The 26,356-nt window shown below is 56.6% G+C and carries 28 protein-coding genes, 2 tRNA genes and 1 pseudogene; 11 read left to right on the forward strand and 20 right to left on the reverse strand.

Annotation, left to right across the window (positions count from 1 at the left end; translation table 11 throughout):
* The first annotated feature begins 41 nt into the window (after positions 1–41).
* Positions 42–1,661, forward strand: coding sequence for a long-chain-fatty-acid--CoA ligase (locus tag ACR0KW_RS11130; RefSeq protein ID WP_480805029.1), 1,620 nt, complete (start codon positions 42–44; stop codon positions 1,659–1,661).
* Positions 1,662–1,680: 19 nt separating this feature from the next.
* Here the strand turns inward: ACR0KW_RS11130 and ACR0KW_RS11135 are convergent.
* Positions 1,681–1,755: transfer RNA gene (locus ACR0KW_RS11135), tRNA-Asn, on the reverse strand.
* A 349-nt stretch (positions 1,756–2,104) separates the two neighbouring features.
* Between ACR0KW_RS11135 and ACR0KW_RS11140 the strand changes: the two genes are divergently transcribed.
* Positions 2,105–2,704, forward strand: coding sequence for a hypothetical protein (locus ACR0KW_RS11140; RefSeq protein ID WP_480805030.1), 600 nt, complete (start codon positions 2,105–2,107; stop codon positions 2,702–2,704).
* Between the two features lie 215 nt (positions 2,705–2,919).
* On the opposite strand, the gene ACR0KW_RS11145 is transcribed toward ACR0KW_RS11140, so the two are convergent.
* Both ACR0KW_RS11145 and ACR0KW_RS11150 read right to left on the reverse strand, forming a co-directional pair.
* Positions 2,920–2,994: transfer RNA gene (locus ACR0KW_RS11145), tRNA-Asn, on the reverse strand.
* A gap of 77 nt (positions 2,995–3,071) precedes the next feature.
* A complete protein-coding gene (locus tag ACR0KW_RS11150) occupies positions 3,072–3,986 on the reverse strand; it encodes an MBL fold metallo-hydrolase (RefSeq protein ID WP_480805031.1) in 915 nt (304 codons plus the stop codon).
* Between the two features lie 44 nt (positions 3,987–4,030).
* Here ACR0KW_RS11150 and ACR0KW_RS11155 point away from each other — a divergent pair, with 44 nt between their 5' ends.
* On the forward strand, positions 4,031–5,350 hold the full coding sequence (locus tag ACR0KW_RS11155; RefSeq protein ID WP_480805032.1) for an ATP-binding protein: 1,320 nt from the start codon (positions 4,031–4,033) through the stop codon (positions 5,348–5,350).
* Between the two features lie 11 nt (positions 5,351–5,361).
* Here ACR0KW_RS11155 and ACR0KW_RS11160 read toward each other — a convergent pair whose 3' ends face one another.
* The 12 genes and pseudogenes from ACR0KW_RS11160 to ACR0KW_RS11215 all read right to left on the reverse strand — a co-directional run bounded on the left by ACR0KW_RS11160 (position 5,362) and on the right by ACR0KW_RS11215 (position 18,241).
* Positions 5,362–6,288, reverse strand: coding sequence for a 3-hydroxyacyl-CoA dehydrogenase NAD-binding domain-containing protein (locus ACR0KW_RS11160; RefSeq protein WP_480805033.1), 927 nt, complete (start codon positions 6,286–6,288; stop codon positions 5,362–5,364).
* On the reverse strand, positions 6,288–7,028 hold the full coding sequence (locus tag ACR0KW_RS11165) for an SDR family NAD(P)-dependent oxidoreductase (RefSeq protein ID WP_480805034.1): 741 nt from the start codon (positions 7,026–7,028) through the stop codon (positions 6,288–6,290). The genes ACR0KW_RS11160 and ACR0KW_RS11165 overlap by 1 nt, the downstream gene beginning before the upstream one ends.
* The gene (locus ACR0KW_RS11170; RefSeq protein ID WP_480805035.1) at positions 7,028–8,446 is read right to left on the reverse strand and encodes a gamma-aminobutyraldehyde dehydrogenase; all 1,419 of its coding nucleotides are present in this window, start codon (positions 8,444–8,446) and stop codon (positions 7,028–7,030) included. Before ACR0KW_RS11170 ends, ACR0KW_RS11165 begins: the two co-directional genes overlap by 1 nt.
* A gap of 25 nt (positions 8,447–8,471) precedes the next feature.
* The gene (locus ACR0KW_RS11175; protein ID WP_480805036.1) at positions 8,472–9,263 is read right to left on the reverse strand and encodes an SDR family NAD(P)-dependent oxidoreductase; all 792 of its coding nucleotides are present in this window, start codon (positions 9,261–9,263) and stop codon (positions 8,472–8,474) included.
* On the reverse strand, positions 9,260–10,795 hold the full coding sequence (gene betC / locus ACR0KW_RS11180; protein WP_480805037.1) for a choline-sulfatase: 1,536 nt from the start codon (positions 10,793–10,795) through the stop codon (positions 9,260–9,262). Before betC ends, ACR0KW_RS11175 begins: the two co-directional genes overlap by 4 nt.
* Positions 10,792–11,931: an aromatic ring-hydroxylating oxygenase subunit alpha gene (locus ACR0KW_RS11185; RefSeq protein WP_480805038.1), complete on the reverse strand. Its 1,140-nt coding sequence runs from the start codon at positions 11,929–11,931 to the stop codon at positions 10,792–10,794. The genes betC and ACR0KW_RS11185 overlap by 4 nt, the downstream gene beginning before the upstream one ends.
* 131 nt (positions 11,932–12,062) lie before the next feature.
* Positions 12,063–13,079, reverse strand: coding sequence for a GlxA family transcriptional regulator (locus tag ACR0KW_RS11190; RefSeq protein ID WP_480805039.1), 1,017 nt, complete (start codon positions 13,077–13,079; stop codon positions 12,063–12,065).
* Between the two features lie 191 nt (positions 13,080–13,270).
* Positions 13,271–13,618: pseudogene (locus tag ACR0KW_RS11195) on the reverse strand (tyrosine-type recombinase/integrase); the annotation flags it as partial.
* 125 nt (positions 13,619–13,743) lie between these two features.
* Positions 13,744–14,361: a hypothetical protein gene (locus ACR0KW_RS11200; protein ID WP_480805040.1), complete on the reverse strand. Its 618-nt coding sequence runs from the start codon at positions 14,359–14,361 to the stop codon at positions 13,744–13,746.
* A gap of 121 nt (positions 14,362–14,482) precedes the next feature.
* Positions 14,483–15,217: a PD-(D/E)XK nuclease-like domain-containing protein gene (locus ACR0KW_RS11205; RefSeq protein ID WP_480805041.1), complete on the reverse strand. Its 735-nt coding sequence runs from the start codon at positions 15,215–15,217 to the stop codon at positions 14,483–14,485.
* Positions 15,218–15,616: 399 nt separating this feature from the next.
* Entirely contained in the window at positions 15,617–17,494 is a 1,878-nt protein-coding gene (locus ACR0KW_RS11210) for a DUF3604 domain-containing protein (RefSeq protein ID WP_480805042.1), read from the reverse strand.
* Between the two features lie 573 nt (positions 17,495–18,067).
* Entirely contained in the window at positions 18,068–18,241 is a 174-nt protein-coding gene (locus ACR0KW_RS11215; RefSeq protein ID WP_480805043.1) for a hypothetical protein, read from the reverse strand.
* A gap of 476 nt (positions 18,242–18,717) precedes the next feature.
* Here ACR0KW_RS11215 and ACR0KW_RS11220 point away from each other — a divergent pair, with 476 nt between their 5' ends.
* A complete protein-coding gene (locus tag ACR0KW_RS11220) occupies positions 18,718–18,903 on the forward strand; it encodes a hypothetical protein (protein WP_480805044.1) in 186 nt (61 codons plus the stop codon).
* Between the two features lie 503 nt (positions 18,904–19,406).
* On the opposite strand, the gene ACR0KW_RS11225 is transcribed toward ACR0KW_RS11220, so the two are convergent.
* The 4 genes from ACR0KW_RS11225 to ACR0KW_RS11240 form a co-directional block, all read right to left on the reverse strand.
* Positions 19,407–19,811: a DUF6941 family protein gene (locus ACR0KW_RS11225; protein WP_480805045.1), complete on the reverse strand. Its 405-nt coding sequence runs from the start codon at positions 19,809–19,811 to the stop codon at positions 19,407–19,409.
* Positions 19,812–19,814: 3 nt separating this feature from the next.
* Positions 19,815–20,222: a helix-turn-helix domain-containing protein gene (locus ACR0KW_RS11230; RefSeq protein WP_480805046.1), complete on the reverse strand. Its 408-nt coding sequence runs from the start codon at positions 20,220–20,222 to the stop codon at positions 19,815–19,817.
* On the reverse strand, positions 20,206–20,694 hold the full coding sequence (locus tag ACR0KW_RS11235; RefSeq protein ID WP_480805047.1) for a hypothetical protein: 489 nt from the start codon (positions 20,692–20,694) through the stop codon (positions 20,206–20,208). The genes ACR0KW_RS11230 and ACR0KW_RS11235 overlap by 17 nt, the downstream gene beginning before the upstream one ends.
* Positions 20,695–21,408: 714 nt before the next feature.
* Positions 21,409–21,741, reverse strand: a complete 333-nt coding sequence (locus tag ACR0KW_RS11240) for a helix-turn-helix domain-containing protein (protein ID WP_480805048.1) — start codon at positions 21,739–21,741, stop codon at positions 21,409–21,411.
* Between the two features lie 89 nt (positions 21,742–21,830).
* Here ACR0KW_RS11240 and ACR0KW_RS11245 point away from each other — a divergent pair, with 89 nt between their 5' ends.
* From ACR0KW_RS11245 to ACR0KW_RS11275, 7 genes are all read left to right on the forward strand, one after another.
* The gene (locus ACR0KW_RS11245; protein WP_480805049.1) at positions 21,831–22,058 is read left to right on the forward strand and encodes a helix-turn-helix domain-containing protein; all 228 of its coding nucleotides are present in this window, start codon (positions 21,831–21,833) and stop codon (positions 22,056–22,058) included.
* Positions 22,059–22,160: 102 nt separating this feature from the next.
* Positions 22,161–22,598: a hypothetical protein gene (locus ACR0KW_RS11250; protein ID WP_480805050.1), complete on the forward strand. Its 438-nt coding sequence runs from the start codon at positions 22,161–22,163 to the stop codon at positions 22,596–22,598.
* A 277-nt stretch (positions 22,599–22,875) separates the two neighbouring features.
* Positions 22,876–23,271: a hypothetical protein gene (locus ACR0KW_RS11255; RefSeq protein ID WP_480805051.1), complete on the forward strand. Its 396-nt coding sequence runs from the start codon at positions 22,876–22,878 to the stop codon at positions 23,269–23,271.
* 343 nt (positions 23,272–23,614) lie between these two features.
* Positions 23,615–24,154, forward strand: coding sequence for a hypothetical protein (locus ACR0KW_RS11260; protein WP_480805052.1), 540 nt, complete (start codon positions 23,615–23,617; stop codon positions 24,152–24,154).
* A gap of 86 nt (positions 24,155–24,240) precedes the next feature.
* Positions 24,241–24,411: a hypothetical protein gene (locus ACR0KW_RS11265; RefSeq protein ID WP_480805053.1), complete on the forward strand. Its 171-nt coding sequence runs from the start codon at positions 24,241–24,243 to the stop codon at positions 24,409–24,411.
* Between the two features lie 511 nt (positions 24,412–24,922).
* On the forward strand, positions 24,923–25,057 hold the full coding sequence (locus ACR0KW_RS11270) for a hypothetical protein (protein WP_480805054.1): 135 nt from the start codon (positions 24,923–24,925) through the stop codon (positions 25,055–25,057).
* A 35-nt stretch (positions 25,058–25,092) separates the two neighbouring features.
* Positions 25,093–25,605, forward strand: a complete 513-nt coding sequence (locus ACR0KW_RS11275; RefSeq protein WP_480805055.1) for a ribosome modulation factor — start codon at positions 25,093–25,095, stop codon at positions 25,603–25,605.
* Between the two features lie 589 nt (positions 25,606–26,194).
* Here ACR0KW_RS11275 and ACR0KW_RS11280 read toward each other — a convergent pair.
* Positions 26,195–26,356: transposase (locus ACR0KW_RS11280; protein WP_480805071.1), on the reverse strand; the 162-nt coding region annotated here is incomplete at its 5' end.

Below are 26,356 nucleotides of genomic sequence, written 5' to 3' on the forward strand. Positions count from 1 at the left end.
CGCCGCCATACAGAAGCGGGGCCACCAAAGGGAGGATGCCCATGCTGGGACAGATGATGACGCAGCCTTTGCTGATCTCGTCGCTGATAAATCACGCAGACAAATATCACGGTCAGACCGAGATTACCTCGGTCGAGACCGACGGTACGGTGACCGAGACAAACTGGGCAGAGGTTGCGGAAAACGCGCGGAAACTGGCCTCGGCGCTGACCAAGCTAGGGTTGGAGCCGCAGACCCGGATCGGGACCCTAGCCTGGAACAACCGGCGGCACCTTGAGATCTATTTTGCCGCGTCGGGCGCAGGGTTCGTCTGCCACACGGTCAACCCGCGCCTGTTCCCCGAGCAACTGACCTATATCATCAACCACGCGCAGGATCAGGTGCTGTTCTTCGACGCGACCTTCATCCCGCTGGTGGCCGCGTTGAAAGAGCATCTGACCGAAGTTCAGCACTTCGTCCTGATGGGGCCACGGAATGAGGACGCGGTTGCCCAAATCCCCGGCGTCCAGTTCTATGACGACCTGATCGATACTGGCGATGCGGGATTCCAATGGCCCAGCTTTGACGAAAACACCGCGTCCAGCCTGTGTTATACGTCTGGCACGACCGGGAACCCCAAGGGGGTGCTGTATTCTCATCGCTCGACCGTGCTGCACAGTTTTGGGTCGAACACCCGCGACGTGATCGGGTTCTCGGCGATGGATGTGGTGATGCCCGTGGTGCCGATGTTCCATGTGAATGCTTGGGGGTCGCCCTATGCTTGCGCCATGTCGGGCTCTCGCATGGTGCTGCCGGGGCCGGATTTGCATGGTGAGGCGTTGGTCAAGCTGATCGACACATACGGCGTCACGCTTGCCTTGGGGGTGCCGACGATCTGGCAGGGGTTGCTGGCCTATGCCGCGCAATCCGACACCACGCTGGCCAGCCTCGAACGCACGGTGATCGGTGGGGCCGCGTGCCCGCCGTCGATGATAAAAACCTTCCGCGAAACCTATGGCGTCGACACCGTCCACGCCTGGGGCATGAGCGAGATGAGCCCGCTGGGTACCGCAAACCAGCCTTTGGCCAAATACCTCGACCTGCCAGTGGACGAGCAGCATAAGCTACGGGAAAGCCAGGGGCGGCCCTGTTACGGCGTTGAGTTGAAGATCGTGGACGACAACGGCAACGACCTGCCGCATGATGGCGAAACGCAGGGTGATCTGCTGGTGCGTGGGTTCTGGGTGCTGGACAGCTATTTCCAGATGCAAGATCAAGAACTTTTGCAGGATGGCTGGTTCGCGACCGGGGATGTGGCCACGCTGGACCCCGATGGGTACATGACCATCCGCGACCGCTCGAAGGACATCATCAAATCCGGGGGTGAGTGGATCAGTTCGGTTGAGTTGGAAAACATCGCCGTCGCACATCCCAAACTGGCGACGGCTGCCGTGGTTGGCGTACCGCATCCGAAATGGGACGAACGTCCATTGTTGGTTGCGGTCAAAGCCGAGGGCGAAGAGCCGACCGAAGAGGAAATCCTGGCGTTCTACAACGGTAAAATCGCCAATTGGCAGGTGCCGGACAAGGTTGTGTTCGTCGAGGCTTTGCCCTTGAACGCTACCGGTAAGGTTCTGAAGCGAAATCTGCGCGCGGATTTCGAGAACGCCTTTACGGCCTGAACTTCGAATGAAGGGGATATGGCTCCGGCGGTAGGGATCGAACCTACGACCAATTGATTAACAGTCAACTGCTCTACCGCTGAGCTACGCCGGAACGGTTCGCGCCATATAGCAACCTGTTTCTGCGGCGTCCAGAGCGGGTCTCAAAATTTTTTAGGAAAAGTTTCCCAGTCGGAAATCTGCATCCTTGCAGCCACGTTTGAGATCACATTCGAGACTGCGTCGAGTAGAGTATTGGAGCAACTAAACACCCTAGAAGACCTTGGGCTGCTTTATGTTGGGCCTGTATCCGCCTTGGCGCCAAACACTCTGCATAGGCCTGACTAATACTCCAGTTGCTTTCATTGTAGTGGGATGATTTGCAGTATAAAAATTCGAAGGCCTGCCATTCGGCTAGCGCTTTGGCGTCAGGTGTAAATCGCTAAGGAATTCTGGAGAACGAATTGAAAACAGCCGAACTTGAAAAACCTGTTTTGACGATGCCTGAAGATGCCCAACAAGCCCTTCGCGAACATTACGAGGGGGCTTCTGTCATTCTTGAATACGGGTCGGGTGGCTCAACCGTGGTGGCTGCAGAGATGGAGGCAAAAACTGTCTTTAGTGTCGAAAGTGACCGGAGATGGGCCCGCAAAATGCGACGTTGGCTCCAAGAAAATCCACCCAACACAGGAACTGAGGTCAGTATTTCGTGGGTGAATATCGGCCAAACCAAAAAATGGGGTTTTCCTGCAAACCGTGACAGGGCGGATCTGTATCCAAGGTACCCTTTGTCAATTTGGCAAAGCGAAGGGTTCAAGCACCCCGACGTAGTTCTGGTCGATGGGCGTTTCCGGGTTGGGTGTGTTTTGGCTACGGCATTCAACATTAAACGCCCAGTAACGCTTTTGTTTGACGACTACGGAGATCGTCCGCGAATGCAAGTTGCTGAGGAATTCCTGAATAAGCCCGAACTTGTTGGTCGTATGGCGATATTCAAAGTAGAACCCCTTCAGGTTCCAGCTGAGAAGTTGATTCGCATTATTCGTTTGTTATCAATGCCGTAATGTAAGAACTTCGGGTGGGCTTCTGAATTCTAGTAGACTTTTCCAGTAAACGGTCCACCGTGAAAAACACACGAATGCCGCCAGCTAAGTTGAGTGAACTCATACGCAAAGTGCGTGTTGCACAGAAGGTCGATTGAGTGGTTGTTTCTTCAACAATCCCCACGCAACGCAATAGTGTTCTGCACAAAGAAACGGAGTATCTAATGGGGGATTTTTGGCTCCGGCGGTAGGGATCGAACCTACGACCAATTGATTAACAGTCAACTGCTCTACCGCTGAGCTACGCCGGAACTGAGGGGCGTATAACAACCCGTATTTTCGCCGTCCAGAGGGGAATGTGACGTTTTCCCAAAAAAGTTCCGCGCACTCAGGATTGTCTGTGAAAACGGGCGGTGGCGGATAGGGCTCCATCGGTGGCGACCATCGATTTTCCAAGCAGATCAATCAGATGCGCGAAAACGTTTCTTTCCGCGGCTGGCAACAGCGCGGTCGGAGTTACCACATAGATGCGCTCGGCCAGGTCCCGGGCCGTGCCGGGTTGGGCTTCGAGTGCCGACAGAATCTGTGCCTCGCGCGTCAGGCGGTGATTGATCAGCCATTCCAGCCGCGTGGCAGGGTCGGGAATCGGGGCGCCGTGACCAGAGTGAAACACCGACCAGTCGCGCGCCCGAAGGCGATGGCAGGCGGTCATGAAATCGGTCAGGTCCCCGTCAGGGGGCGAAACCAGTGAGCTGGCCCATCCCATGACGTGATCGCCGGTGAAACAGACGTTGCCCCAACCCAAAGCGATGTGGTTGCCCAGATGTCCGGGGGTGTGAATCACCTCTAGCAGCCAGCCGTCGCCGGTGATCTGCGCACCATCGGGCAGTTCGATATCCGGGCGGAATGCAGTGTCGATGCCTTCGCCGCCTCCAGCCATTCCGCCTTGCGCCAGTTCGGTCATCACCAAGCTGCGCCCGGCTTCAGGGCCGCCAAAGGCCAGAATGGGTGCGCCGGTCCGTTCGGCCAGAGGGCGCGCCAACGGAGAATGATCCAAATGGCTGTGGGTGACGATGATGTGGCTGATGCGCCGGCCGGGCTGTACCGCGTCCAGAATCGCCCCAAGATGAGAATCGTTGAGCGGCCCGGGGTCGATTACGGCCAGATCGCCAGTGCCCAGCAAGTAGGTGTTGGTCCCGCGATAAGTCATGGGAGACGGATTCGGGGCCAAAATGCGGCGCAGTCCCGGTTGCAACTCGATGGCTGGACCGGCGGGTGGGTTGAAATCTTCCGGGGTCTGCATTCTGCGCTCTTTCTCTTGTCGTAACAGCCCGTTAGGTTTAGCGCATGTCCGCGCAATGGCTCAAACCCTATATGCCGCGCAGCCTCTATACCCGTGCTGCGCTAATACTGGTACTGCCAGTGGTCGTCCTGCTTTTGGTGGTGGGCGTCGCGTTCCTGCAAAAGCACCTTGAGGATGTTACCGCGCAGATGACCCGGGCGGCCTCGCGCGAGGTGATGTTGGTGATCGATGCGGTGAACGAGACCGAAACACAGCAACAGGCACTGGCGTCTATCCGGCCCGATTTGCAGGCGCTGGACATGAAGGCGCGATTTCTGGACATCAACGAAGAGCCGATGGTCGGGCACCGCCGCTGGTACGATTTCATTGCACCGCAGGTCGACGCGGACCTTCGCGCCTTACTGCCGGACCTCGATACGGTAGCACTGCCCAGTGGGCAAGTGGCGCGCGTTTACATGCAGACCGACCTTGGCCTGTTGCAGCTGACTTTTGATCGCCGCCGCCTGTCGCCGGTGGCACCGCACCAGTTGATCGTGACGATGCTGTTTTTCGCGATCATCATGACCTCGATTTCGTTTCTTTACATGCGCAATCAATTGCGTCCGATCACCCGGCTGGCCGAGGCCGCGCAGGCCTTCGGCCGGGGCAGGGTGGTGCCCTATTCACCGGGCGGCGCGATCGAAGTGCGCGAAGCGGGCAGTGCGTTTTTGGACATGCGCGCCCGTATCGAACGCCAGATGGAGCAGCGCACCATGATGCTGTCGGGGGTGAGCCACGACCTCAGAACCCCGCTGACCCGCCTGAAACTTGGCCTGTCGATGCTGCCCGAGGATGAGGCCGCGCCGCTGCAACAGGACGTTGATGAAATGCATCTGCTGCTGGACGCTTTCCTTGAGTTTTCGCGCGGTGCGGCTGAAGGATCGCCCGAATCCGTCGATCCCGAAGCCTTGTTGCAGCAGATCGTCAAGGATGCACGCCGGGCGGGATATGCGGCTGATCTGGTCTCGGTTGAAGGCGAGGGGATGGCCATGCTGCGCCCCACCGCCATTCGGCGCGCGGTAGAGAACTTGATCGGGAATGCCGTGCGATACGGCAAGCGCGCCGATGTCAGCCTGTCGATCACGCCGAAATCCGTGCGTTTTCGGGTCGAAGATGACGGACCCGGTATTCCGCCCGATCAGCGGTCCGAGGCGGTGAAACCTTTTTCGCGCCTCGATCCGGCGCGCAATCAGAATCGGGGCCCCGGCGTTGGGCTGGGCCTTGCCATCGTGTCCGATATTGCGCGCGCGCATGGTGGCGTGCTGCGTCTGAGCAAGAGCGAGCGTCTGGGTGGCCTCTGCGCGGATATCATCATCGGTCGCTGACGCCGTGGCGGTCACCGCAATCCGGCAACCGATTTTTGCATGGCAACGATCAGGGCGTCACGCGCACGGGCCAGTTCGGCCGGGGATTTTCCTGCGGCTTCGGCTTCGACCCCCTGTGTCAAAATGCTTGTGACCTCATCGGTCAGGTGGATCTGGCCCAGATCGTCCCACCAGCCGTTGAATGTGTCCGAGAAATGGTCGCAGAAGGCTTGCAACCCGCCTTCGCCCGCGCCGAGGTTGAACAGCATGGTCGGTCCCATGGCCGCCCATCGCAGGCCAGGCCCGGCCCAGACGGCCTTGTCCACATCCTCGACTGAAGCGACGCCTGAGACGACGAGGCTGATCGCTTCGCGCCAGATCGCGGCCTGAAGGCGGTTGGCGACATGGCCGGGGACCTCTTTGTGCAGGCGGATCGTGGTTTTACCGACCGCCTGATAGAAGCGCTCAGCCGCATCAACCACACCATCGGCGGTATGTTCGTTGCCCAAAACCTCGACCAGAGGGATCAGGTGTGGCGGGTTGAACGGATGGCCCAGAACGAACCGCGCGGGATCTTTCCAGCCAGGCTGCATCTGGCTGAGGGTCAGGCCCGAGGCAGAGCTGGCGACGATGGCGTCGGGCGAAAGCGCGGGTTCGATCTCGGCAAAAGTAGCGTGTTTGACCGGCAGGCGCTCGGGGACGTTCTCTTGCACGAACCCGGCACCTTCGACCGCTTGGGCTGCGCTGGTGTGAAACGTGATGGCGTCGGGCGTGCCTTGGGTAGTCAACCCAAGCTCGGTCATCGTGGGCCAGGCGGTTTCGATATAGGCCCGCACCTTGCCTTCGACTCCCGGGTCCGGGTCGAACATCGCCACCGACCGCCCCGAGGCCAAGAATAGCGCCGCCCAACTGGCGCCAATGGTTCCGCCGCCTAGACAGGCAGTGTGTGAGAATTCCATCAGAACAGTCCCGGATTGAGGGGAGAGGCCGCCGTCAGGCCGCCATCCGCGGTAAACAACTGGCCAGTGGTAAAGCTGGCCTCGTCCGAGGCCAACCAGACGGCCATGCTGGCGATGTCCGCAGGTCTGCCAAAGCGGCGCATGGCGTGGCGGGCCAAGGCGTCTTGTTTTGCTGCCTTGGGGTCAGTGGCTAGTTCAAAACCAGCGTCCAGCATTCCCGTTTCAATCCAGCCCGGGCAGATCGCGTTACAGCGTATACGAGGGCCGTGATCGACGGCTATGGACCGGGTTAGCCCGTGCACAAAGGCCTTGGACGCGTTGTACAGCGCCATTGACGGGTCCGCGGCCTGGCCTGAGATCGAACCGATATTGATGATCGATCCGCCCTCGGACATCTGGGGGATATACACCCGGCAGAGGTTGAAGACGCCTTTGCAGTTTGTGCCGATCACTGCGTCCCAATCCGCGTCTGTGCTTTCAGCCACGGTCTTTTCAACCTGAACGCCCGCATTGTTGACCAGAATGTCCGTGCCGTTTGTCGCGAAGGCCAGTTCTGCAACGGCTTCGACGTCGGTGACATCCAGCGAATACCAGATGACGCCGTCCGCCAGCCCATCTGGGCGCGGACCCCGACCGCAGGTTGTGACGGCTGCGCCTTCGCGCAGGAAGGCTTCGACAATACCGCGCCCGATACCTTGGCGGCCACCGGTCACAAGTGCGCGTTTCCCCGCCAGCCGCATCAGTGCGCCACCATCACATGCCGCACGGATGTGTATGCGTCCAGCGCATAGACCGACATGTCACAGCCGGTGCCCGAGCCCTTCATCGCGGCCCAGGGCATTTCCGCCGCAGGCATCCCGTGCGTATTCACCCACGTCATGCCATAGCGCAATTGAGCGGTCATTTTCATCGCGGTTGATACATCCTTGGTCCAGACTGACGAGGCCAGACCATAGCGTCCGGCATTGGCGATCCGCAGCGCGTCTTCGGCCTCGGAAAAGCGCGAAATTGTGACGACGGGTCCGAACACCTCACTACACGCGATCTCGGCATTGTTGTCGACGTTGGCCACGACGGTCGGTTGATAGAAAAATCCAGGGCCGTCTGCGACCTGGCCGCCCACGGCGATCTCGCAACTGCTACGGGCGCGGTCGACGAACCCGGCAACTCGGTCCCTTTGGGTGGCCGATACGATGGGGCCCATTTCGGTGCCCTCGGCCCTTGGGGCACCGATCCTGATCTGGCTGGCCTGATCCGATACGGCAGCAACAAGCCTGTCATAAACTTCGTCCTGCACCATTACCCGGCAGGGTTGGGCACAGTCCTGACCCGCATTGAAGAATGATCCGTAGCGGATCGTTTCCGCCACCGCGTCGATCTCGGCGTCGTCGAACACGATGACCGGAGCTTTGCCCCCAAGTTCCAGATGCACATGGCGGATCTGGTTCGACGCTGCCCGCATCGCCGCCATCCCGGTGGCGGGAGAGCCGGTGATCGAAATCCCCTCGATCCGTGGGTCGTTGATCAGTGTGTCTCCAACCGAAACTCCCCGGCCATGCACCACATTCAGCACACCTTTGGGCAGCACATCGGCCAGCAGTTCCGCCAGCCGCAGAGTAGCCAGAGGGGTGATCTCGGACGGTTTCATGACGATGGTACAGCCTGCAGCCAGTGGAGCAGCAATCTTCCACGCGGCCATCATCAGCGGATAGTTCCACGGCGCGATTGAGGCGACAGAGCCAATCGGGTCCTTGCGGATCATCGAGGTATGGCCCGCTGCGTATTCTCCGGCCACCGATCCGGTCATGGTGCGCGCGGCACCAGCCATGAAGCGGAACGTGTCGATGGTCAGCGGCATTTCTTCGTCCCGGGCCATCGGCCAGGGTTTGCCGACATCCAGCGTTTCAAGCTCGGCCAGTTCTTCGATGTTTTCTTCGATCACATCGGCAATTGCGTTGAGAAATCCGGCCCGATCAGCGGGCGTGGTAAGTCGATAGGTGTCAAATGCCTCATGCGCCGCACGTGTCGCAGCCATAATCTGTTCCGGCGTGGCCTCGGGCACCTGCGCGACGGTTTCTCCGGTCGCCGGGTCCAATACCGGGAGGGGTTCGCCATCGCCGGCGACCATCTCTCCGTTGATCAGCATTTTTGTCTGCATGTTTTCCCCCATAAGCCCCGATTTCTCAAAGCTTCATCTGCTGAACCTGCGCGCTCAGCCCGCCGTCTAGAACCCATAGCTGGCCGCTGGCGTAACGGGCCTCGTCAGAGGCCAGCCAGTTGACCAGATTGGCGATGTCGTCCGGCGTTCCATAGGTGCGCATCGGATGGACATCGCGAACAGCTTGCTGCAACTGATCGATGGTTTTACCGCCACCGCCCGAGCCGTCGCCGGTGAAAAAGCTCTGCAACATGGGCGTGTCGACATAGCCGGGGCAGATCGCGTTCACACGAATACCCTCGGGGCCGTGATCGCAAGCCATCGCTTTGGTCAGCGCATGAACCGCCCCCTTGGTCGCACAATAGGCAGCGAGGCCGGGATCGGCGATGAAGCCATCATAGCTGCCGAAATTGATGATTGAGGCCGTGTGGCCCTTGGCCGCCTTCCGCATCAAGGGCAGCGCGTGTTTCGAGGTCAGGAACGTGCCGGTAACGTTGACCGCAAAAGACAGATTCCATTCTTCCAGTGTTGTTTCCTCGATGGTCTTTTCGATTTCGATCCCTGCGGCGTTAACCAGAATGTCCAACTGACCCGTATCCGCGCCAACTTGTTCCATTGCCGCAATAGCATCCGCCTCCTGTGTCACGTCCAGTTTGACAAAGATGCTGCCGTCATCGTCATGCGCGGCCAGAGACCCTTCGGGCGTTAGATCGGCGGCATAGACCCGCGCCCCTTCGCGCTGAAACCGGGCCACGATAGCGCGCCCAATTCCGCCGTGCCCGCCAGTGACAAGTGCAGTTTTGCCTTTCAGCATCATTTGTTGGTCTCCTTCAAAGGCGGATAGCGATAGCGCTTCGCCGCAACGGTCCAATCCAAGTGATTGCGCACGTATTCCTGAGAGGCATCACGCGGCGGGTTGTAATCCCAGCTTTCTCCCGGATTGGCCTCCATCGCGGCGTGCAGGGCGCGGCGGGACTTTTGCGTGGCAATCACATCTGCGCGAAGATTCTCGCTGTTCCACCGACGCGCGACTTCTGTGACAAAGCCCGCGACCTGTGTCGCATAGTCAGGATCTTCCGCTCGATTGACCTTTTCCAAAGGGTCGATAGCCAAGTCAAACAGCTGTGGCGGGTCCGGGTCGCAATGGATGTACTTCAACGATCCACGCCGGATCATGAACACAGGGTAGGGGGTCATTTCGGCGCAGTATTCGCCTATGGCCTCGTCAATCGGATCGGTTTCTCCGCGCGCCAGCGGCATCAGGGAACGGCCATCCACCGGCTCGCCGAGCATAGCAACGCTGCCTCCGGCGATTTCAACAAAGGTCGGCAGCAGGTCGATCAGCGAGCAGGCGTTTGATGCGGTGCCCTGCGCGACGCCCGGACCAGCCATTATCAGCGGCACGCGGGCAGAGTGTTCGAAGAAGTTCATCTTGTACCACAGCCCGCGCTCTCCCAGCATGTCGCCGTGGTCTGCGGTAACGATGACGATGGTGTTGCCCAGTTCTCCGGTCTCTTCGAGCGTTTTGACCATCGCGCCCAGCTTGCTGTCAAAATAGCTCACATTCGCCAGATAAGCGCGACGGGCGCGGCGGACTTCCTTTTCGGTCAGAGGGACATAGCTTGCCTCGATCCCGTCCATCACCCGGCGCGAGAACGGGTCCTGTTCCTCGGGCGTCAGAGTGAATGCCGGCATGGGAACGTCGTCATCCGAATAGAGGTTCCACCACACCGGCTTGGCGGCATACGGGTCATGCGGGTGGATGAAGCTGGCGACTAGACAGAATGGAGCCTCATCCCCTGCGGCCCGATCCCGGCCCCGGTCGATCAACCAGCGGCGGGCCGCAAATTCGACCTCGTCATCGTAGTCGGTCTGGAAAGTGGCGATGGCCTCACCACTTTCCTTGACGGTTGCCATGTTGTGATACCACTTGTCGATGCGCTCGTCCGGGGCTTCCCAATCCGGGGTCCAGGCGAAGTCCGAAGGGTAGATGTCGGTGGTCACGCGATCCCGAAACCCGTGTTTCTGGTCGGGGCCGACAAAGTGCATTTTGCCCGACAGGCAGGTGCGATAGCCCAAAGCCTGCAGGTAATGCGCAAAGGTGGGGATCGAGGCGCGAAACTCGCTGGCATTATCATAGGCCGCAATCCTGCTGATCAACTGTCCGGACATGAAGGCAAACCGCGACGGCGCGCAGAGCGGAGAGTTGCAATAGACCGCATCGAACCGCATTCCGCGCGCAGCCAAGGCGTCTATGTTGGGCGTTTTCACTGTCGGATGGCCGTAAGCACCGCAGAATTGCGGCGCCAGCTGGTCGGCCATGACCACAACGATATTGGGCCGTGTCACGGTGCGGCCTGCTTATAGGCGTCCAGCACCAGCCCGTGGAAGTGATGCACCGCATGTTCCGATTTACCCGAGCCGTTCGGGTCATGCACGATGCGGCCTTGAGTAAATGCAGGTGTGCTCATGCCGCGCTGTACGCTTTCGACGATGTCGATGTCCTCGCGCTGCAACACCTCGTCGAGATAGCGGATCGCCTCCAGTTCAGCGGCATCCGGCTCGGGCGTTTCGAGGAAGAAGTCATAGGTCTCCAGCGTGCGGTCCGGTCCGACCGGAATGATGTTCAGCACGATCATCGATGACCGCCCCGGATAACGCATCAGGCAGGTTGTTGGCCACAGCCACCAAACCGCATGGGTGCGCACGGTGGCGTTGGAGACGTCATAGGCAGTGTTTGCGCCTTTGCCCGCTTCGGCCATGTGGCTGGAATAGATGCCGTAGGTCGTCACCTTGTAGGTGTCCATGTCGACCAGATCGCAGAAATCCTTATGCGCGGTCGGGCAGTGGTAGCATTCGAGGAAGTTATCGACGACGTTCTTCCAATTCGACTTGATGTCATAGGTCAGCCGGTGGCCAAAGGTCAGGTTCTCGATATCCGGGGCCCAGTGGCGGATTTCGGTTTCCAGATTGCCGGAAACCTCGCGCAGAGGCCGCGCCTCGGGGTCGAGATTGACATAGATGAAGCCTGCGAATTCCTCGACCTGCACCTGATCCAGGCAGATGTCCTTGGTGTTGAACCCGGTCAGGCTCTCGGTTTCAGGCGCGCGCACCAACTGGCCGTCCAGCTTATAGACCCACGCATGGTAGGGGCACATGATGCGGGTTGTTTCGCCCTCGCCGGACAGCAGGTGGTGGGCGCGGTGTTTGCAGACGTTGTAAAAGGCGCGCAGCGTACCTTCGCGGTCGCGCACCACAGCAACGGGCCGGTTTGCGATCTCAACAGTCACATAGGACCCCGGCGCGCGCAGCTTTTCGACATGGCACACCCATTGCCATGTCTTGGCGAGGATTTCGTTCAGGTCCACTTGATGCCATGCCGGGTCAACATAGGCCTCGGCCTTCAGGGATTGCGTGTTGAACGGGTCGGGGCTGAACCCGTCGGAAATCCGGTCGAATTGCTCTTTGGACGGCAGCGCGCTCATTCTGGGGCTCCACATAACGCGTCCGGGTTTGGCCCGGAGGATTGGCTTGCTGAAACTATGTTCCTCGGAAAAGAAGCGTGACGCTTAACCTTTTACGCCAGACAGTAAACTTTTATCGCCGCCCGGCGAGATCAGGCTTTGGGCTTTCGATGCATTGGCCAGGCGCGGTATTCGAACGGCACGCGCCCCTCTGTCCGGTCCTGGCTAGGGGGCAGGCCGAAACGGTCCTTATAAGCCCGACTGAAATGGACCTGACTGGCAAAACCCGAAGCCATTGCGACCTGTGCAATCGGCAGTTCGGTCTGCGTCACCAGCCCGCGCGCCCGATCCAGCCGGATATCGCGATAATACAGGGCAGGGGTCTTCTTGATGTAGGTCGCAAACAGTCGGTCGAGCTGGCGATGCGAGACCCCGGCCTGTTCGCAGATATCGGGGATAGACAGGGGGTCCTCCAAATGCGCCTCCATCACCTGAATGGCTGCTTTCAGGGTTGCGGGGACAAGCGCGCCCAGCGGCTCACTGCCTTCGGGCTGCTGCATGGCGGCGGGGCCGCGAAGACGGTCGTGAAAAATATACCGCGCGGCTGCGTTGGCCAGCGCGCTGCCATGGATGCCCTGAACAATCTGCAGCGCGAAATCCACCGAGGCGCCGCCACCGCAGCAGGTGATCCGGTTGCCGTCCAGCGCATAGAGGTTCTCGACCACTTCGATATCCGGGTAGAGCTCCTGAAAGGCGTCGATATGTTCATAATGCACAGTGGCGCGGCGACCTTTCAGCAATCCGGCCTGCGCCAGAACAAACGCGCCTGTGTCCAGCGCGCCCAGCGTGGCACCAGATCGCGCCCATTGGCGCAGGACGCTGCCAAGCCGATCTGTCAGGTGTTTCTCGGGGTTCCAACTGGTCGAAACGATGGCGATGTCGGGCGGCTCAGGACTGAGATCACTCAGGGCTTGCGATTCAATACTGGCTCCATTGCTGGACACGCACAGCCCTCCGGTTTCCGACACGAACTCCCATCTGAAATAGGATCGACCGTCCAGATAGTTGGCCGCCCGAAACGGATCGGTAAATCCCATCGTGGCCGACATGTTGAAGCTGGGCGCGACGATGACAACAAGACGGGTCGTGGGCTGAATTGCCTCAACCATGTCCGAATGACCTCGCTTGTTGCTTCATTGGATCAAGAAAAAAGCGATTTGTGCGGGTGAAGCAAGATCGGATGCAGCGCGATGTTTTTGAAGAGGCAGGGATTTGGTAGGCCGGGCAGGACTGCAGATATCCCGAAATTGTTGTTTGTTTTCATAGAGAGTGTCCCACGTTGGAACACCCCGTGGACACATTACCAGCCCATCTGGGCCAATTTTGACGCGTCCATTTCTGCCAATTTCATACGCTCGACACTCTCGGAATAGACTTCAGATGTGCTTGCTTGGGCGTGTCCGTGGATAGACATGATCTCGCATTGGGTGGCCCCGTGGAGCGCGAGAAGGTGACCCGCAGCCTTTCTGATTCCGTGGCTAGATCGGTTGGGCAGACCTGCCTCGACGCACCAATCCTTAAACTTTTTCCGCAGGACCTCGGGGCTGGCAAAAGGTTTGCCGTGGCCGTTCAGGATATAGGTGGTGCCGACAACCATTTGCGCGCGGGTAGCGGTCAGGAGAGGGGCGAGCATTGGTAACTCAACGTATTTCGATCCCTTCTACTTCGGCTGCCAGCTTAACCAGGTCTGACCGTTGACGATCTTTTCCTGCCCGCGCCCATGCCAAACCGCATCGCTGATACGGCATGCTGTGAACATGAAATCCGTCAAGGTTAGGGGGGCTTCTCCCGATACTTTTTCAGGTCTTCCAGCGTCCATGGGATCGCTCCGCCTTGGCTCTTGTAGTCGACCTTGATGGCGGCGGCCGGGTTTGTCTGGCAATAGCCGCGTTCGCCCGTCCATTTGAACATGGCCTTGAGAAACTTGAACACGTTCGTGGCCTTGCCGGGGGGGCCCATCAGTGTGTCACGAAACAGGATCAGCTCGTGTGTGGGCACTTCCGCAGGCAGGCCGGCATATTTTCGGCCGACGCTCTTGCCTGTGGAACTGGTGTGATCCAGCAGCAGCGGCCTAAAGCTCTTGCGCTGTTTCAGCGTCATCGGGGAGGCTTGGCCCTCGTCCACCTGTTCTTTCAGGTAGGCGAGATATTCTTCGACCAGCCATTCCAAAATGCCGCGGCTTGCGCCGGAGTTTTCTTCGCTGGGATTGATCTTCACGCCTTCACGGGCGGCAAGGTAGATCTGGTGGAACTCGGGGTGTTCCGGGCCGACAGGCAAGGTGATGCGGCGCTTCTTGTCACCGCGGACCCGAACCCGGTAACGCATGTTCCCCGACTTCAAGGGCTCGATCAGAAGCCCGTCATACCCCAATTTGACCACTTCACCACTCATTCAGATTATTCGGCTCTTTCTCATAGGGGAGGTTGTCGGCGTAGGCGTCTAGGTCGGCAATCTCGCGCAAAATGACATGGTGTGGGGGTTGATCCCATTGGGCGATGATGCCGAAGTCTGGCTAGGTTCCAGTCAATTGCTGAAAACCCTCGCAAGCAAACGCGCCTAGTTGATCGTAGCCAAAATCAGTGATGCGCCTGTCGACCATCCGATCATTGAACGGCGTTCCCTTGGTCGACATCTTCTTAAAGTCTGTAGTCAGGCCGCTGAACGACACCGTGTCCGGGCGCGCGAGGCACCAGAGGTCTGTGCGCTCGTCCTTCCACGCCATCGTGCATTCCGGCACGCCTTCCATGGCCGCGGAGGCAGCTGGGTCTGATGCAAGCGCACCTCCCATAGCGCAGATCAGGTCCCATTCTGTCTTCGTGATGATATCGCGTACGTCTGCGTCTACGTCATGCCAGAACTTGACGGACCGGATCCTGGCCTCTGTTCCCATGCCCTTGTCATAGGCTTCGATCTGGCCTGCGGTCGGTCGTTTTGGCTTGTTCCCTGGCAGAACCCGGAAGTGTTGGGAAACCTGTTCCTGTCCGCCTTCAATGAAGGCGGCCATAGCGCTCCCCATGCGCAGCGCCGGGCTGTCCTTGCTTTCCCAACGGTTCGGATTCAGCAAATGGAACGCCCAGACGTCAGCTGGGGTGTGCAATTCCATCTTCCGCAAGATACCGCTGGTCACACTCACCCCGTCGCCGGGCTGCGAGTGGTGGCGTTCAAGCGGGATCTGGTAAAACCCTGGCTCCTGAATAACCTCGTCAGGGCCCAGCGTTCTGATTTCGATGTCACTTACATCAAACATTGCTTCGGCTCCTTTCAGGGCTGCAAGGATTTGTTAGGTGCCTCGGCGGCTATCTGGGTGGATAGGTGACGTCCGCCGAGGTCTTCCTCGCTCCCGGGGGGGGGACAGAAGTCCGGGCGAGAACAGGTAATGGACTGTGAGGATGACGAAGAAGAAACCGAAGTCAGCTTTCATAGCGACTCTCCTGTCATCCAAGTGAAGAACGCCGAATAACCGCCATCCATATTCTGTAACGACCTGATTCTGATGACGGAGGACGAAAGGCACCGCGGCGCAGCAAACTCCTGGATGCTGTGTCGCGGTGCTATTCAGATGCTCAGGCAAGCGCTGCCAGTTGCGGTTGCAAGTGTGACCAATCGGTCGTGGGATCAAAGCCATGATCGATGAAGCGCGGGAACCTTAGCTTTCAGGGGTGTACCAAATCGGCGAGGTGTAGGCGCGATCCTGAAGCTGCATAACTGTACCTTCAGGCATTTCGACATCAAAGAACTTTGCGTCGTATGCTGTCCATCGGGGGGTCGGTATTTCAAGCACGCGCACGTAGTAGAACGCCATTTGAGCGGGATCGAACTCGGGGTCGATCCAGTGAGCCGACAGGACTGCTCGCCCAATCGAGTTAGTGTATGATGCATCCGCTATGTCTACTGTGTTGCCTACATCAGAAATGCACGCACCGTCCGTAACCTCCCGGTCGGAACACGCGATATCCCAAATTTTCTCCTGGGTCTGACCCTCCGCGTCGACCCATCCCTTGACGATCTGTATGCGGTCGAGGTTCGCGCCGTCAGGGTCCCGCAGCGCGCGCACCAAAAAGCTTGGAGCGGCTCCATCTGGGGCATTTGTAAGGTCTCCTCCCATTGGCACCCCTCGAGCGTATCCCTCGCGTGCGAAATCGGGTCTGACTACTTCGTCGGCCTCAAAATCCCAACCGCCGAACACGCGCACCCGGATCCGCGTTCCAGTTGTCGCAAAGGTTTCCTTGCGAGCCATTGCGTCCCAAATCGCCTCGCGCGTGTTTTCTCGCGCCCAGACTGCGGCCAGCCCGGCTGCACCCAGATCTGTCATCATGATCGACAGGGCGGGGTCAGGTGCCTCGACCAGAGCATGTTTAAACCGATCGGCTGAAGGCTCAGCGATATGGGCTTTGCTGAAGTTGTTTTCCTCGCGGCTTGTAGGCAGGGCTCCATGGGCGTCGGTGCTACCGATCATACCGAACTTGAACGGGTTAGCGCCAAGCTCGGCTTCCACTGCCAGGCCATTCTTGAGCGCTTCTCGCGCGTACTCGAATGGCAGCATCTCAGAGGTCTTGGCCTCCTTGCCGCTCAAATTGCCCGCATCGATTGTCTCGAAGTCAGCGAAAACATCATCAGGGGAAAGGAAAGGATGCGCTTCACCGTCGCCTTTCATCTGCGTCACTTCGACCAGAGGCTCATACTGCTGCCGCATCTGCACATATTCCGGTGTCAGCGGACCGCCCGAATAGGTTTCCAGCTTGAACATATAGCCGTTGGATAGGTTGCCGTTGTGCGGAATGGCCAATACACGCCCGCCGGTTTTTTCCTCGTAGCCCGCCATATAGGCCCAGAGATCCTCGGCATCGACCGAGTCATACTGTGAGAACGGCAGCACTTGGTTTGTCCGGTCTTCACCGTCCCGGAAAATGACGACACGGTGCATGTTGTTGCCGCCCGGATGTGATGTCCACTCAAACCCGTGTAGCGTCGTGAATACGCCGGGCTGATAAAACTCGTCAGCGAGTTCTGTCGCCATTGCCCATGCCGACTGTAGCATTCTTGGCTCGTCGATTAAGTCGGTGCTCTCGTCGCGCAGCCACTCCAGAAAGGCATTGTACCCATCGCCAGACTTCACCATATCGTGCCATCTTTTGCCGGTCTCATTGGCGAGCACGAGGGGATCAGATCGCTGAATGAAGTCGGACAGGCCAAGGTTCTCGGCATGATCCGCAACCACGACGAAGTCGAGCGGACGGATGAGCTTCACTTCCCAGCCAGAATGACTGGTCACCCGTTCCCCGCGCGAAGCCCGATACGCAATATCCGGGCCGAGGGTTGCCCCACCCAAGCCGGAGTCGGCTGACCAGGACGAGTGCAAGTGCGTATCACCAAAGAAGACCTGATTTGGAAAGTAATCATCCACATAGGGGGAGTATTCTTTTTGCGGGCCGGTGTATGTGCTTCTTTCAATTAGAAGGTCCTGCGCAAAGGCTGGGACAGCTAGGAACGCAGCAATGGCAGTGGCATTGGCAAGGCGGGTCATGTCAGTGTCTCCGAAGGCTATTCAATATTGCACTGTTTTACATAGGCGGCGGCTTTAGCGCTCTGCCCTCCTTGGGGTCCGAGATAATCAGGCTCTTCTTTCGTCTCGCAGAGGCTGGCCCATAGGACGCGCAGCAGTGCAAGCATTCAGAAATGCCCGATCTTTTCATTTTCCAGGGTCGCGCGTGGGAAACTGCCGCAGCTTTTCAATAGAATATCAACCTAACGACCCCGGGACTGTCAACTGGGTAGATCTGTCTTAAGAAACAGCGAAAGGATGCTTTAGGCTCCTAGCTGCCTAACGCACTGACAGCACCCTAGTTCGACAGTAACGTCGGCTATGGGCTCATAGACCTGTTCAGGCTCAACGCAGAGATCGTCCGCAGTGAGCCCGTTTCTCGAATGCTTCAGTAAGCACAGATGACGGCGAAGCGCAGATAGCTGACTTTGCAAAGGCGGGGAACGTTTGGCACATAAGCGGACATTGGTGACTTTCAAGTTCCTGCGATGAAAGGCACTCTTCAAGAAATGTTCAGTACAAATAGATCAGCAATATTGGCAATACCATTTTTAATCAAACCTCGACCTCTTTGACAAAATAGTCATGATTTACCCCTGCAATCATAAGTGTCTTTCCAAGCGGGATTTGTGCGTCGAATGCGCGGTTGAAAACTCCAATCGGATCATTGGTTTCAGGGTCAGCAGACATCGCATCCCGAGCTTGCTCCTTACGATGCTCCTCCCGCATGTCAATCACTTGAAAAGGATCATAGAACCGTTTGGCGTTTTGACCGAAGACAGGAGCTGATCACAGCGTCATCATCCAAATCACGACAAATAAGCCTCTCTAACAGAAGTCGCAGATTAGCACTTTTAGGAGCGCGGAGTTCTTTTACGATGCTGCTATCGCTCGCGTATTGAGTGATCAGGTACTCGGTCCTCTTAGCCACCGTGTCCTCCTTAGATTTGGCGCCAACGATATGGCAAAGTGAACATAGCTTGCATTCATACACATTGCAGAATTTGTCACTACGGGGCTTGCAGAGGTCCTTCACTGTAATCCGTGCCAAAGACCGTTTTGGGCCTGGGAGTTGTCATAGCGGCTGAACAAGTCAACGGCGGCTCAGCGCCCTTTGAAATCGAGCAAAAAAATGCTCGGCAGAATTGCTATCCTTGGAACTTCAATTGTCGGGTAAATTGACGCTGAGCCAAGCGGAGGTCGACATGGACCCTGAGCAAGACATCCAGAAATTACTGGACAACATCAGCCCGGAGGCCAAGGCGTGGTCCGACGGTATGTATATGTCAGCGCTGATCACCGGAGCCGTAGGGCTGGAAGGTGATGAACTGCGCGGATACATCCAGATCCTAGTGCAGCTATCCTATGACGAAGGGGCAGGGGCCGGGTAAAGAAAAACCCCGCCGAGGCGGGGTTTGGGAGGTCGAATTGCGCGAAGCCCAGAAAGCTATTGGCAGCAAGTATTACCGACCCGGCAGCAATCAGGCAGACTAGAACTTCCACTATAGCTTGGACCTGTTCTTACGGTTGGCGTGGAGTCGTAGTAGCTGTCGCCATCCAAATCCGAGGCGTAGTCGGACATTGCGCGTCCCCAGCTCGCCATTTCCTCGTCGCTGCAACCGGCGATGAACGCAGTTGCTGCAATTAGACAAATTAAAGCTTTCATATATTTCTCCGTGGGGCGTTCAGACGCCAACTGCTCATGTTTTTCTCTAAGGATAGTTGTATTTGAAGGGGGGTAGGTTCCGCATGTGTCAAATTGCACATGACGCGACAGAAGGTCTCTATTTGGGATGCTTTGCCCCATCGAAGAACGTCCAACCAATAAACTGATAAAGAAAAACCCCGCCGGAGCGGGGTTCTTGGCACTCATAGTGCTGACCTGAAATTAGCCTTAGGTGGATACTTTGTCTGTCTCTATGTGGTTGATGATTGGGAGCTTACCAACGAGTCTCTCATCACCCCCGTCTAAAGATACGAAAAACTCCAACAGACCTGGCTCCTTAATATGTAATCCGAATCTGGGGAGTACAAATCCACCGATGTTTAGGTCTTCGGAACTTCCAATCTCGCCGCCCCCTTGCGCGGCTCTTTCACCATTATGTCTAATCTCAAATTCGAGTTTGTTATCACCGGCCGCTAGGTCTTGAAAGCGCACCCAAATTGCAAGAAATACTTCTGTAGGAAGCTTCACTGTCAAATTGTCTTGGTACGCTCCAATTAATATCAGCTTTCCGGTCGTTTCCTGGCGAATGTCATCGCAAAAAACGGTGCTGAACTGGACATTAGTAGCGTCCACCTCTTAAGCCTCCAACTCAACATCTTGTTGTTCGATGTGCACCTTGATCCCTACATTGCTGTTGGAGTTTGAAGTTGGTACAGAATAGCCTTCTGACGGGCCACCAAATTGTAAGTAGGTTACATTGCTTTTGGCGTCGGATGGTAATTCCTCCAAAACCAACCTTGGCTCCACTCCGATGGCCCAGCATATTTCCGCTAAAGTACGCTCTGTTAAGTTGTTTCTTCCGCTCAAAGCTCTTGAAATCACCGATTTATTCACCCCAATTTTATCAGCGATTTGCTGTTGCGATATTCCATGCTTTTTCTTGGCTCGAATAGCGGCAGCTACAAGAGCTCTGTGATTCCTGCCCATGAATACCGCAGCGGCTTCATCTTTCGGGTCGAGGTCAAATTCAAATTCCAGTGACATGCTGTAGGTCTCCGAATTCAGTTTTCGGTTCGTCGAGATTTAGGTGCTCACGGTAGTCGCAGCATCTTTGTACATATTCATCATATAGTGTTTTATCAGCTTCCAGCCGCGCCTTGATGTCAGCTGAAACCAAAATAAAGATACGAGGCCTCCAAAACCAACCATACAACCGAAGGTCGGGCGTGCGAATAACCCAAATCCCCTCATTCTTTGGTTCCATGATATGGGGTTCGAGTTCTTCTTCGAGGCTGTCTCCAACAATAAACGCATGAACAATGCTCATCGCTTGCTGAATCGGGGTACGTGAACCTTCGATGACATGGTCTGAAACTGCGTCTTTCAATTTTTCTTGGAACCACGCTATTACCTCCTTAGAAGCATACATGGTACGCTCTGGTACTTCGTGTGGCCGAAGGTTCCCCTTCATTCTAATTAAGTGTTTTTCTTTCGCTAGATCAACGACTGTTGCCATTTATGTCAACTCAAATATTACTTCAAGGGTTAAATCTAGGTAACCGTACGTACGGGGGTAACACGCTTTTTTGAGACGAACACACTGCTTGAGATTCCGCAATGCTGCGCGCGATCTATGGCTAAGTGTCCATCTGATACGGTTATACACTCAGACATATTTTGGAATAACAACACGTTAGTAGGTTTAACCGGATCGGTAGGGGGGAATGTCGACCTTGCAGGTGGCAGGTGCCTTCGATTCGCGCCCAACGACATAATGATTGGCAGGTTGTCCAATCGCACCCCTGTCCTTACTACCGATTGGCGTATTCCACTATCACTAGTGGTAGTATTTGGTTGTATTTGCAGGATTTTCTTGACTGCGCTACTTGCACGGCCCAGCCTTCTAGAAACTGGGAAATTCCCTAGAGGAAACAAAGCCTGAAATGTCTAAAATTCACAACATCTGGTGTTCCAGGTGGCGGGTTAGTCATGTCCGCTCGACCTCATCACCACATATCGCGACTGGATGTTCCGGTAGGGGTTGGTTGAAATGTGAGAGTCGAGGAGATCGGAGCTATCCTTGAGCACCTCTCACGATCCCTTTCCCGCAAGAACGGGTTTTTGCTGCCGGATTTTTAGGAATCGTGGGATTGCATGAAGGAGTTCGCCAACTTTCGAAGCGCTATCATTTTTGCCCTGGGAGTAAGGTTGGCGAAGTTGGGAGTGGATCTCAACTGGGTGTTTGATCCGCTTCACTGTCTAAAGATGCTAGCTCCGGGAAAAGACGATCCTGCACATCATGGGGAAGCTGAACAAACTCGCCAACAATCAAAAAATTGAAGTCTATCCGGTGCTCTCGGTGCAAGAACAGCATCATATCACGACTAGGGAATGACCTTGCCTTCTCAGCATTGCTGATGGCAGCTTTTCCTTTCCCAACGGCTTCAACAAATTTTTCCAGGCTGAGTCCTGCAACTTGCCTGGCTGCGCGCAGACGTAGTCCAGCTGCCTCCATCGAGGAGTCTCGAGTTCTAGCAAGTCGCTCTTTTTCTTCAAAAGTCATTCTTAATTTCTACTTTTGGTACATAAAATGTGAACGTATCTGTTTTGTTTTTCTTGCGGGTACATAAATAATGTACACGCTTCAGTGTCATGATGACGGTTGAGCAAATCTGTGACGAGATAGGGCGAAAGCAACTCGCTGATGCGCTCAATGTAAGCAAGTCGGCAATCACCAATTCAACTGCCGCCGGGAAGTTCTCATCCCGATGGTATCGGGTTGTTTCTGATCTCTGTCTCGAGAAGGGCATCGATTGCCCGGATAATTTGTTCGGCTTCATTCAGCCGGACAACGTGAAAGCGGAGGCCGCCGACCAATGACGACGGTCCCCGGTTCAATGCTTTCGTACTTGAAAACTCACTTAACAACATGCGCTCAACATACGGCGAGTTCCGCTCAGCGCCAAGGAAAAGGCATTTCCCATGGGTGATTTGCGCCGTCGCATAGCCTCTCAGATGGCCGCTTTGATCAAGGGCCCGGCCTTCGGTTGCAACGCTTCTGCGGCAGCGGCGATCTATGCTGCGACAGGCCAATCGGTCAGTGAAGGAACACTGACGAAGAGAAAACAGGGCATCTGTGGTTGGCCGGCCGATGAGGTGGCGGCGCTTGAAGACGCTTCGGATTCTTACGGCGTCACCAAGCTTTTGAACCGGCGCATTGAGGCTGACAACGACCGGGCGGGCGGATCCATGCTCACTCACGCGGGCGCGATCAGAAAGGAAACCGGCGAAGTCGTCAATGCGATCCTGCGCCTTCTCGATTCCGAATGCCCCGACGACGAGGCGCAAGCCCTCATCGAGATCGATGAGGCCATCGAAGTTCTCAAGAGCGCGCGCGCTCTCATTGAGGCCAGGCAATGACCGGCCGTCTGAACACCCGTGAAAGGGTACTCTTCCAGTTTCCCTGTTGGGCAACTGCCCTGATCGTCCAGTGCGGCCGGGGCCTTTTTTTGAATGAAATGCAATGAGCAGCGCGATCGGACTTCCAGGGCCAGATATCTCAGCCGCAAGGCGGCACCGCGCAACCTGCCGCCACAAGCCCAGACCGAGACCATTTGACCGTTGCCTCGGCCGATACGCACCGAAGGAGGGTTGCGAGGATTGGTGGCCGCGGTTCAAGGACCGGCTTGAAGAGGATTTGAAAACATGGGCGTGGCCGACCGTCGGCGAGATCAAGGTCGCAGCGCTCGCAATCACCGAACCAGGTCAAAAGCGGGTAGCCGAAGCCGATGACCTACAGCCGCTCAAGGTTGCGGCGCGGCGGATGGAAAACAACGAACCAGTTGGCGATGGATACCTCTACGGGCGGATGGCGGTGGATCTGATCGCCGCTGATCTGGTCGATGAGGCGACGATGAGACGCTATCGCTCCAGCCTGTTTGGCCAACTCAAAGCCACCTACGGCGAGGCTAAGGCGCTGGAAATGGAGGCCAAACTGAAAGCCAGCCATGAGAGCGCCCTTGAGAGTCACCGGCAGAGATCGGAACCGCGAGACCTTCCGCAACCAGAACTCAAAACGATGGCGGGTGAGTAATGCGCGGACAGCCCCGGATAAGACGGTCTACGGGATGGCGAACGCAGAGCCCCCAACAGGGGTGGAGGCGGATAGACGTTATCAGGAGGCCTACAGGCAGGCATGGCAAAAGCTCGGGCTCATCGTGATCGACCCGGAAACCGTTCTGGATGACTGGACACGTCAGGCCCTCATAAACGAGGCGAAGAAGCTGTACGGGGAGTGGCGCAGGTGACAAAAAAGCCGGGTAGGCGAGAAACAGAATTCATGCGGCGGATGGCGGCAGGCGGCGCGCCGGTCTCTCGTGCCAAGTCAGGTGATCTATGAACGCAAGCCCACCGCCAATGGCGACAAGGAGGAGCGGTTGACCTGGCTAGATCACGCCAATGATGCGCGGTTCCTGATGTCATCGAAACTGGTCATCCGGGATGAACTCCGCGCGGTCGGAAACTATTACGGCGGCAGCGTGCAGCTGGCAGAGCTTGGCCACGGCAACACCTTCGCGCAGGAGGCGGTAGACGGCGGAAAACACGGGGTAGGGGGCGGCGTCACCCCGGCGATGATCGAAGCACGGCAGATAGCAGATGTCACGCAGCGCTCCATGAAAGACCTACCCGTCATTCTCCACCGCGCCAACAGCCGCAAGTTCAGGATGGGTGAGCACAGGAACATTCTTGCCCGCCAGTTGGTTGATGCCATCTGTGTCCATCAGTTCGAAATGACCGAAGTGGCCATGCGGTTTGAGTGGTGGGCGCAGCGCAGCGACACCGGAACCCAATTCGTTCCCAAGCAGCAATCCCAGAAGTTGAAAGCGGCCTTGGTCGACGCGCTCGAGGCCATAGACGAGGCATTTCAGGAGTTCGGAATAGACGCCCGGCGGATCGGCGTCGCGAGAGTGAGATGAGAATATGGATTTTGGACGAACAGCGACGGCTACGGCCGCCACAGAACCGGAATCCAGATCCGACGGTTGTGGAGGGCACTCACGACATGACCGCCTTCGATGAGGCCCTTGAACACAGCTGCTGGTGCCGAGATCGCGGAATGGCACGGCAGGACGTTGCTGAAAGCGTCAACAGCGAGCATGTGCCCAACACATGGGGCGCGGTGATCGATCATCTGGACCGGTACATTATCAAAATGCGCCGTCAGAAATCGTAGTTCTTCCTCATCTGGATGATGTATATACAACCTGCCGTGTAGGCATCGATCTGAGTGCCATCGGCAAGTGTAGTGTCAAAGGGATCTTCAACTCGCGTGAAACCCTCTGGCGGTGCATCCGGAGCGTCTCCATCTTGGACAGGCATGTTCTCAGGTGCCATTTCTCTACAGGCGTTGTAGGCAGTGATATAATTCACCACACGGTCCAATCGGCGATCATTCCTTTCGGACAAATACTGTCAGAGTGGGAGTATCGCCAACAGCGCAGCAGCGGTTACAACCAAACGCTCAACAATCTCAAAATACCTCAACAGTCTAACTCCCTTGAAATCCACCGAAAAAAAATTGACTCCACATTATCAGAATACCGAGCATTTGCCTTTCAGTGTGAAAAAGTTGCGGGGCAAAACGAGGGTCGGCAATGGGTGAAAATACCGCCTCACTTTCAAAAAAATCTTGAAAGGAGTCCTTAGGTACGATATCTGCGCATTATCGAAGAGGTGGGCCCAAAATGAGCCCGCCTCTTTCATTTTCGGCGAATGATATCTCTTTCACACCCGCGATGGAGGCAGTCATGCACCCGCGTTGGGGAAAGCCCGACAATCTGAAAGGGGCGAAATACCTTTACGTCCCGCTCTATGTTTAATATCTTAGGACGCCCCAGAAAGTTTGGGTGTTCTCGTGTTTGAAAACGATTTTCCACTCCTGAGTATGGCTAGCCTCGTTGCGTTAATCCTGCACAAGGCGGAAGCCGGTCCGGTGACGCTGGATAGTTGCGAAGCTGCTCTTGTGGCACTTTTCAAACAAGCAGATGAAACGCCCGCCTTGCCGCCCAAAGAACTCCGAGAGAGGTTGTCCGGCCATCTTCGTGACCTTGAAATAGCGCGTATTCTGGTGTCTGGAGAAGACGGCACGTGGAACCTGACCCATCGTGGCCACCGAGCACTGTCAAACCATCCCGAGGGACTCGACCAGACGGATTTGGTCCGTTACCGGGAGTTCGCCTCGCACCTTCGAGAGAACGCCCACCATGCACGTGGCATGGACCCAAGAGAGATGAGCTTCAGCATTGGCTATCAAGCCCGACGTTCCGGTCAACGGCTCACCGCCAACCCGTATGAGTTTGACAGCGTCGATCACACATCCTGGGAAAACGGTTGGATGGCGGCGGTCGACGAAGAAGATAAAGGCTGACGCAGTCGCCCAGACTGCCCCTAAAAACTTTATCCCATTCAAAGCCATCCTTAACCGGAACCTTCCCCCTCGGGTCAGCACTGGCTTTGGATAAGAGACGGGGGCGCAGGTGGCAGCAAGTGCCTCCGTCTCACCACTTCGATCTGAAAAGAAGTGGTCAGTAGTAAACTGGTTTAGTCGATTGAATTACACCAGAAGTAGCGCTTCGGGTATTTTGGCGCTTCGATTTTTTTGTGCTTATTGCATTCCGTCCAATCTTCATATGTGTCATGGACTTTCTCGTCAGCATTCCCAGATCTGTTTGCAGATTTTAACTGGTAAGTGCCCGCGTATGCCTGGCTTGCAGTGACAGTGAGTGCTAAGCAAAACAGCCCGGCTAAGCTTTTCCGTGTATTCATCATTCTTCGTCCTAATGTTTATCAATTTGGTCGATTGAGCCCCCACAACCGACTTATTTCACCCGATGCCTTAGGCCGCATGTGCCAAATTACACATGCGTTCTTTTTGTCACATGAAAAACGGGAGAACCCAAAATCCATGGCTACAGAAGGTGTCTGGATGATTTGCAGAGTATCGCTAGGGTCAGGATTCATAACCAGTAGATGACGGTTGCTGCGAGCGCGATGACAGAAAGGAATACTTTGGGACAGCGGTCATAGCGGGTTGCGACGCGCCTCCAGTCCTTGAGCCTGCCAAACATGATCTCGATCTGGTTGCGGCGTTTGTACCTGCGCTTATCGTGTTTGACCGG

It is taken from the genome of Ruegeria sp. CG11 (genome assembly GCF_056537245.1).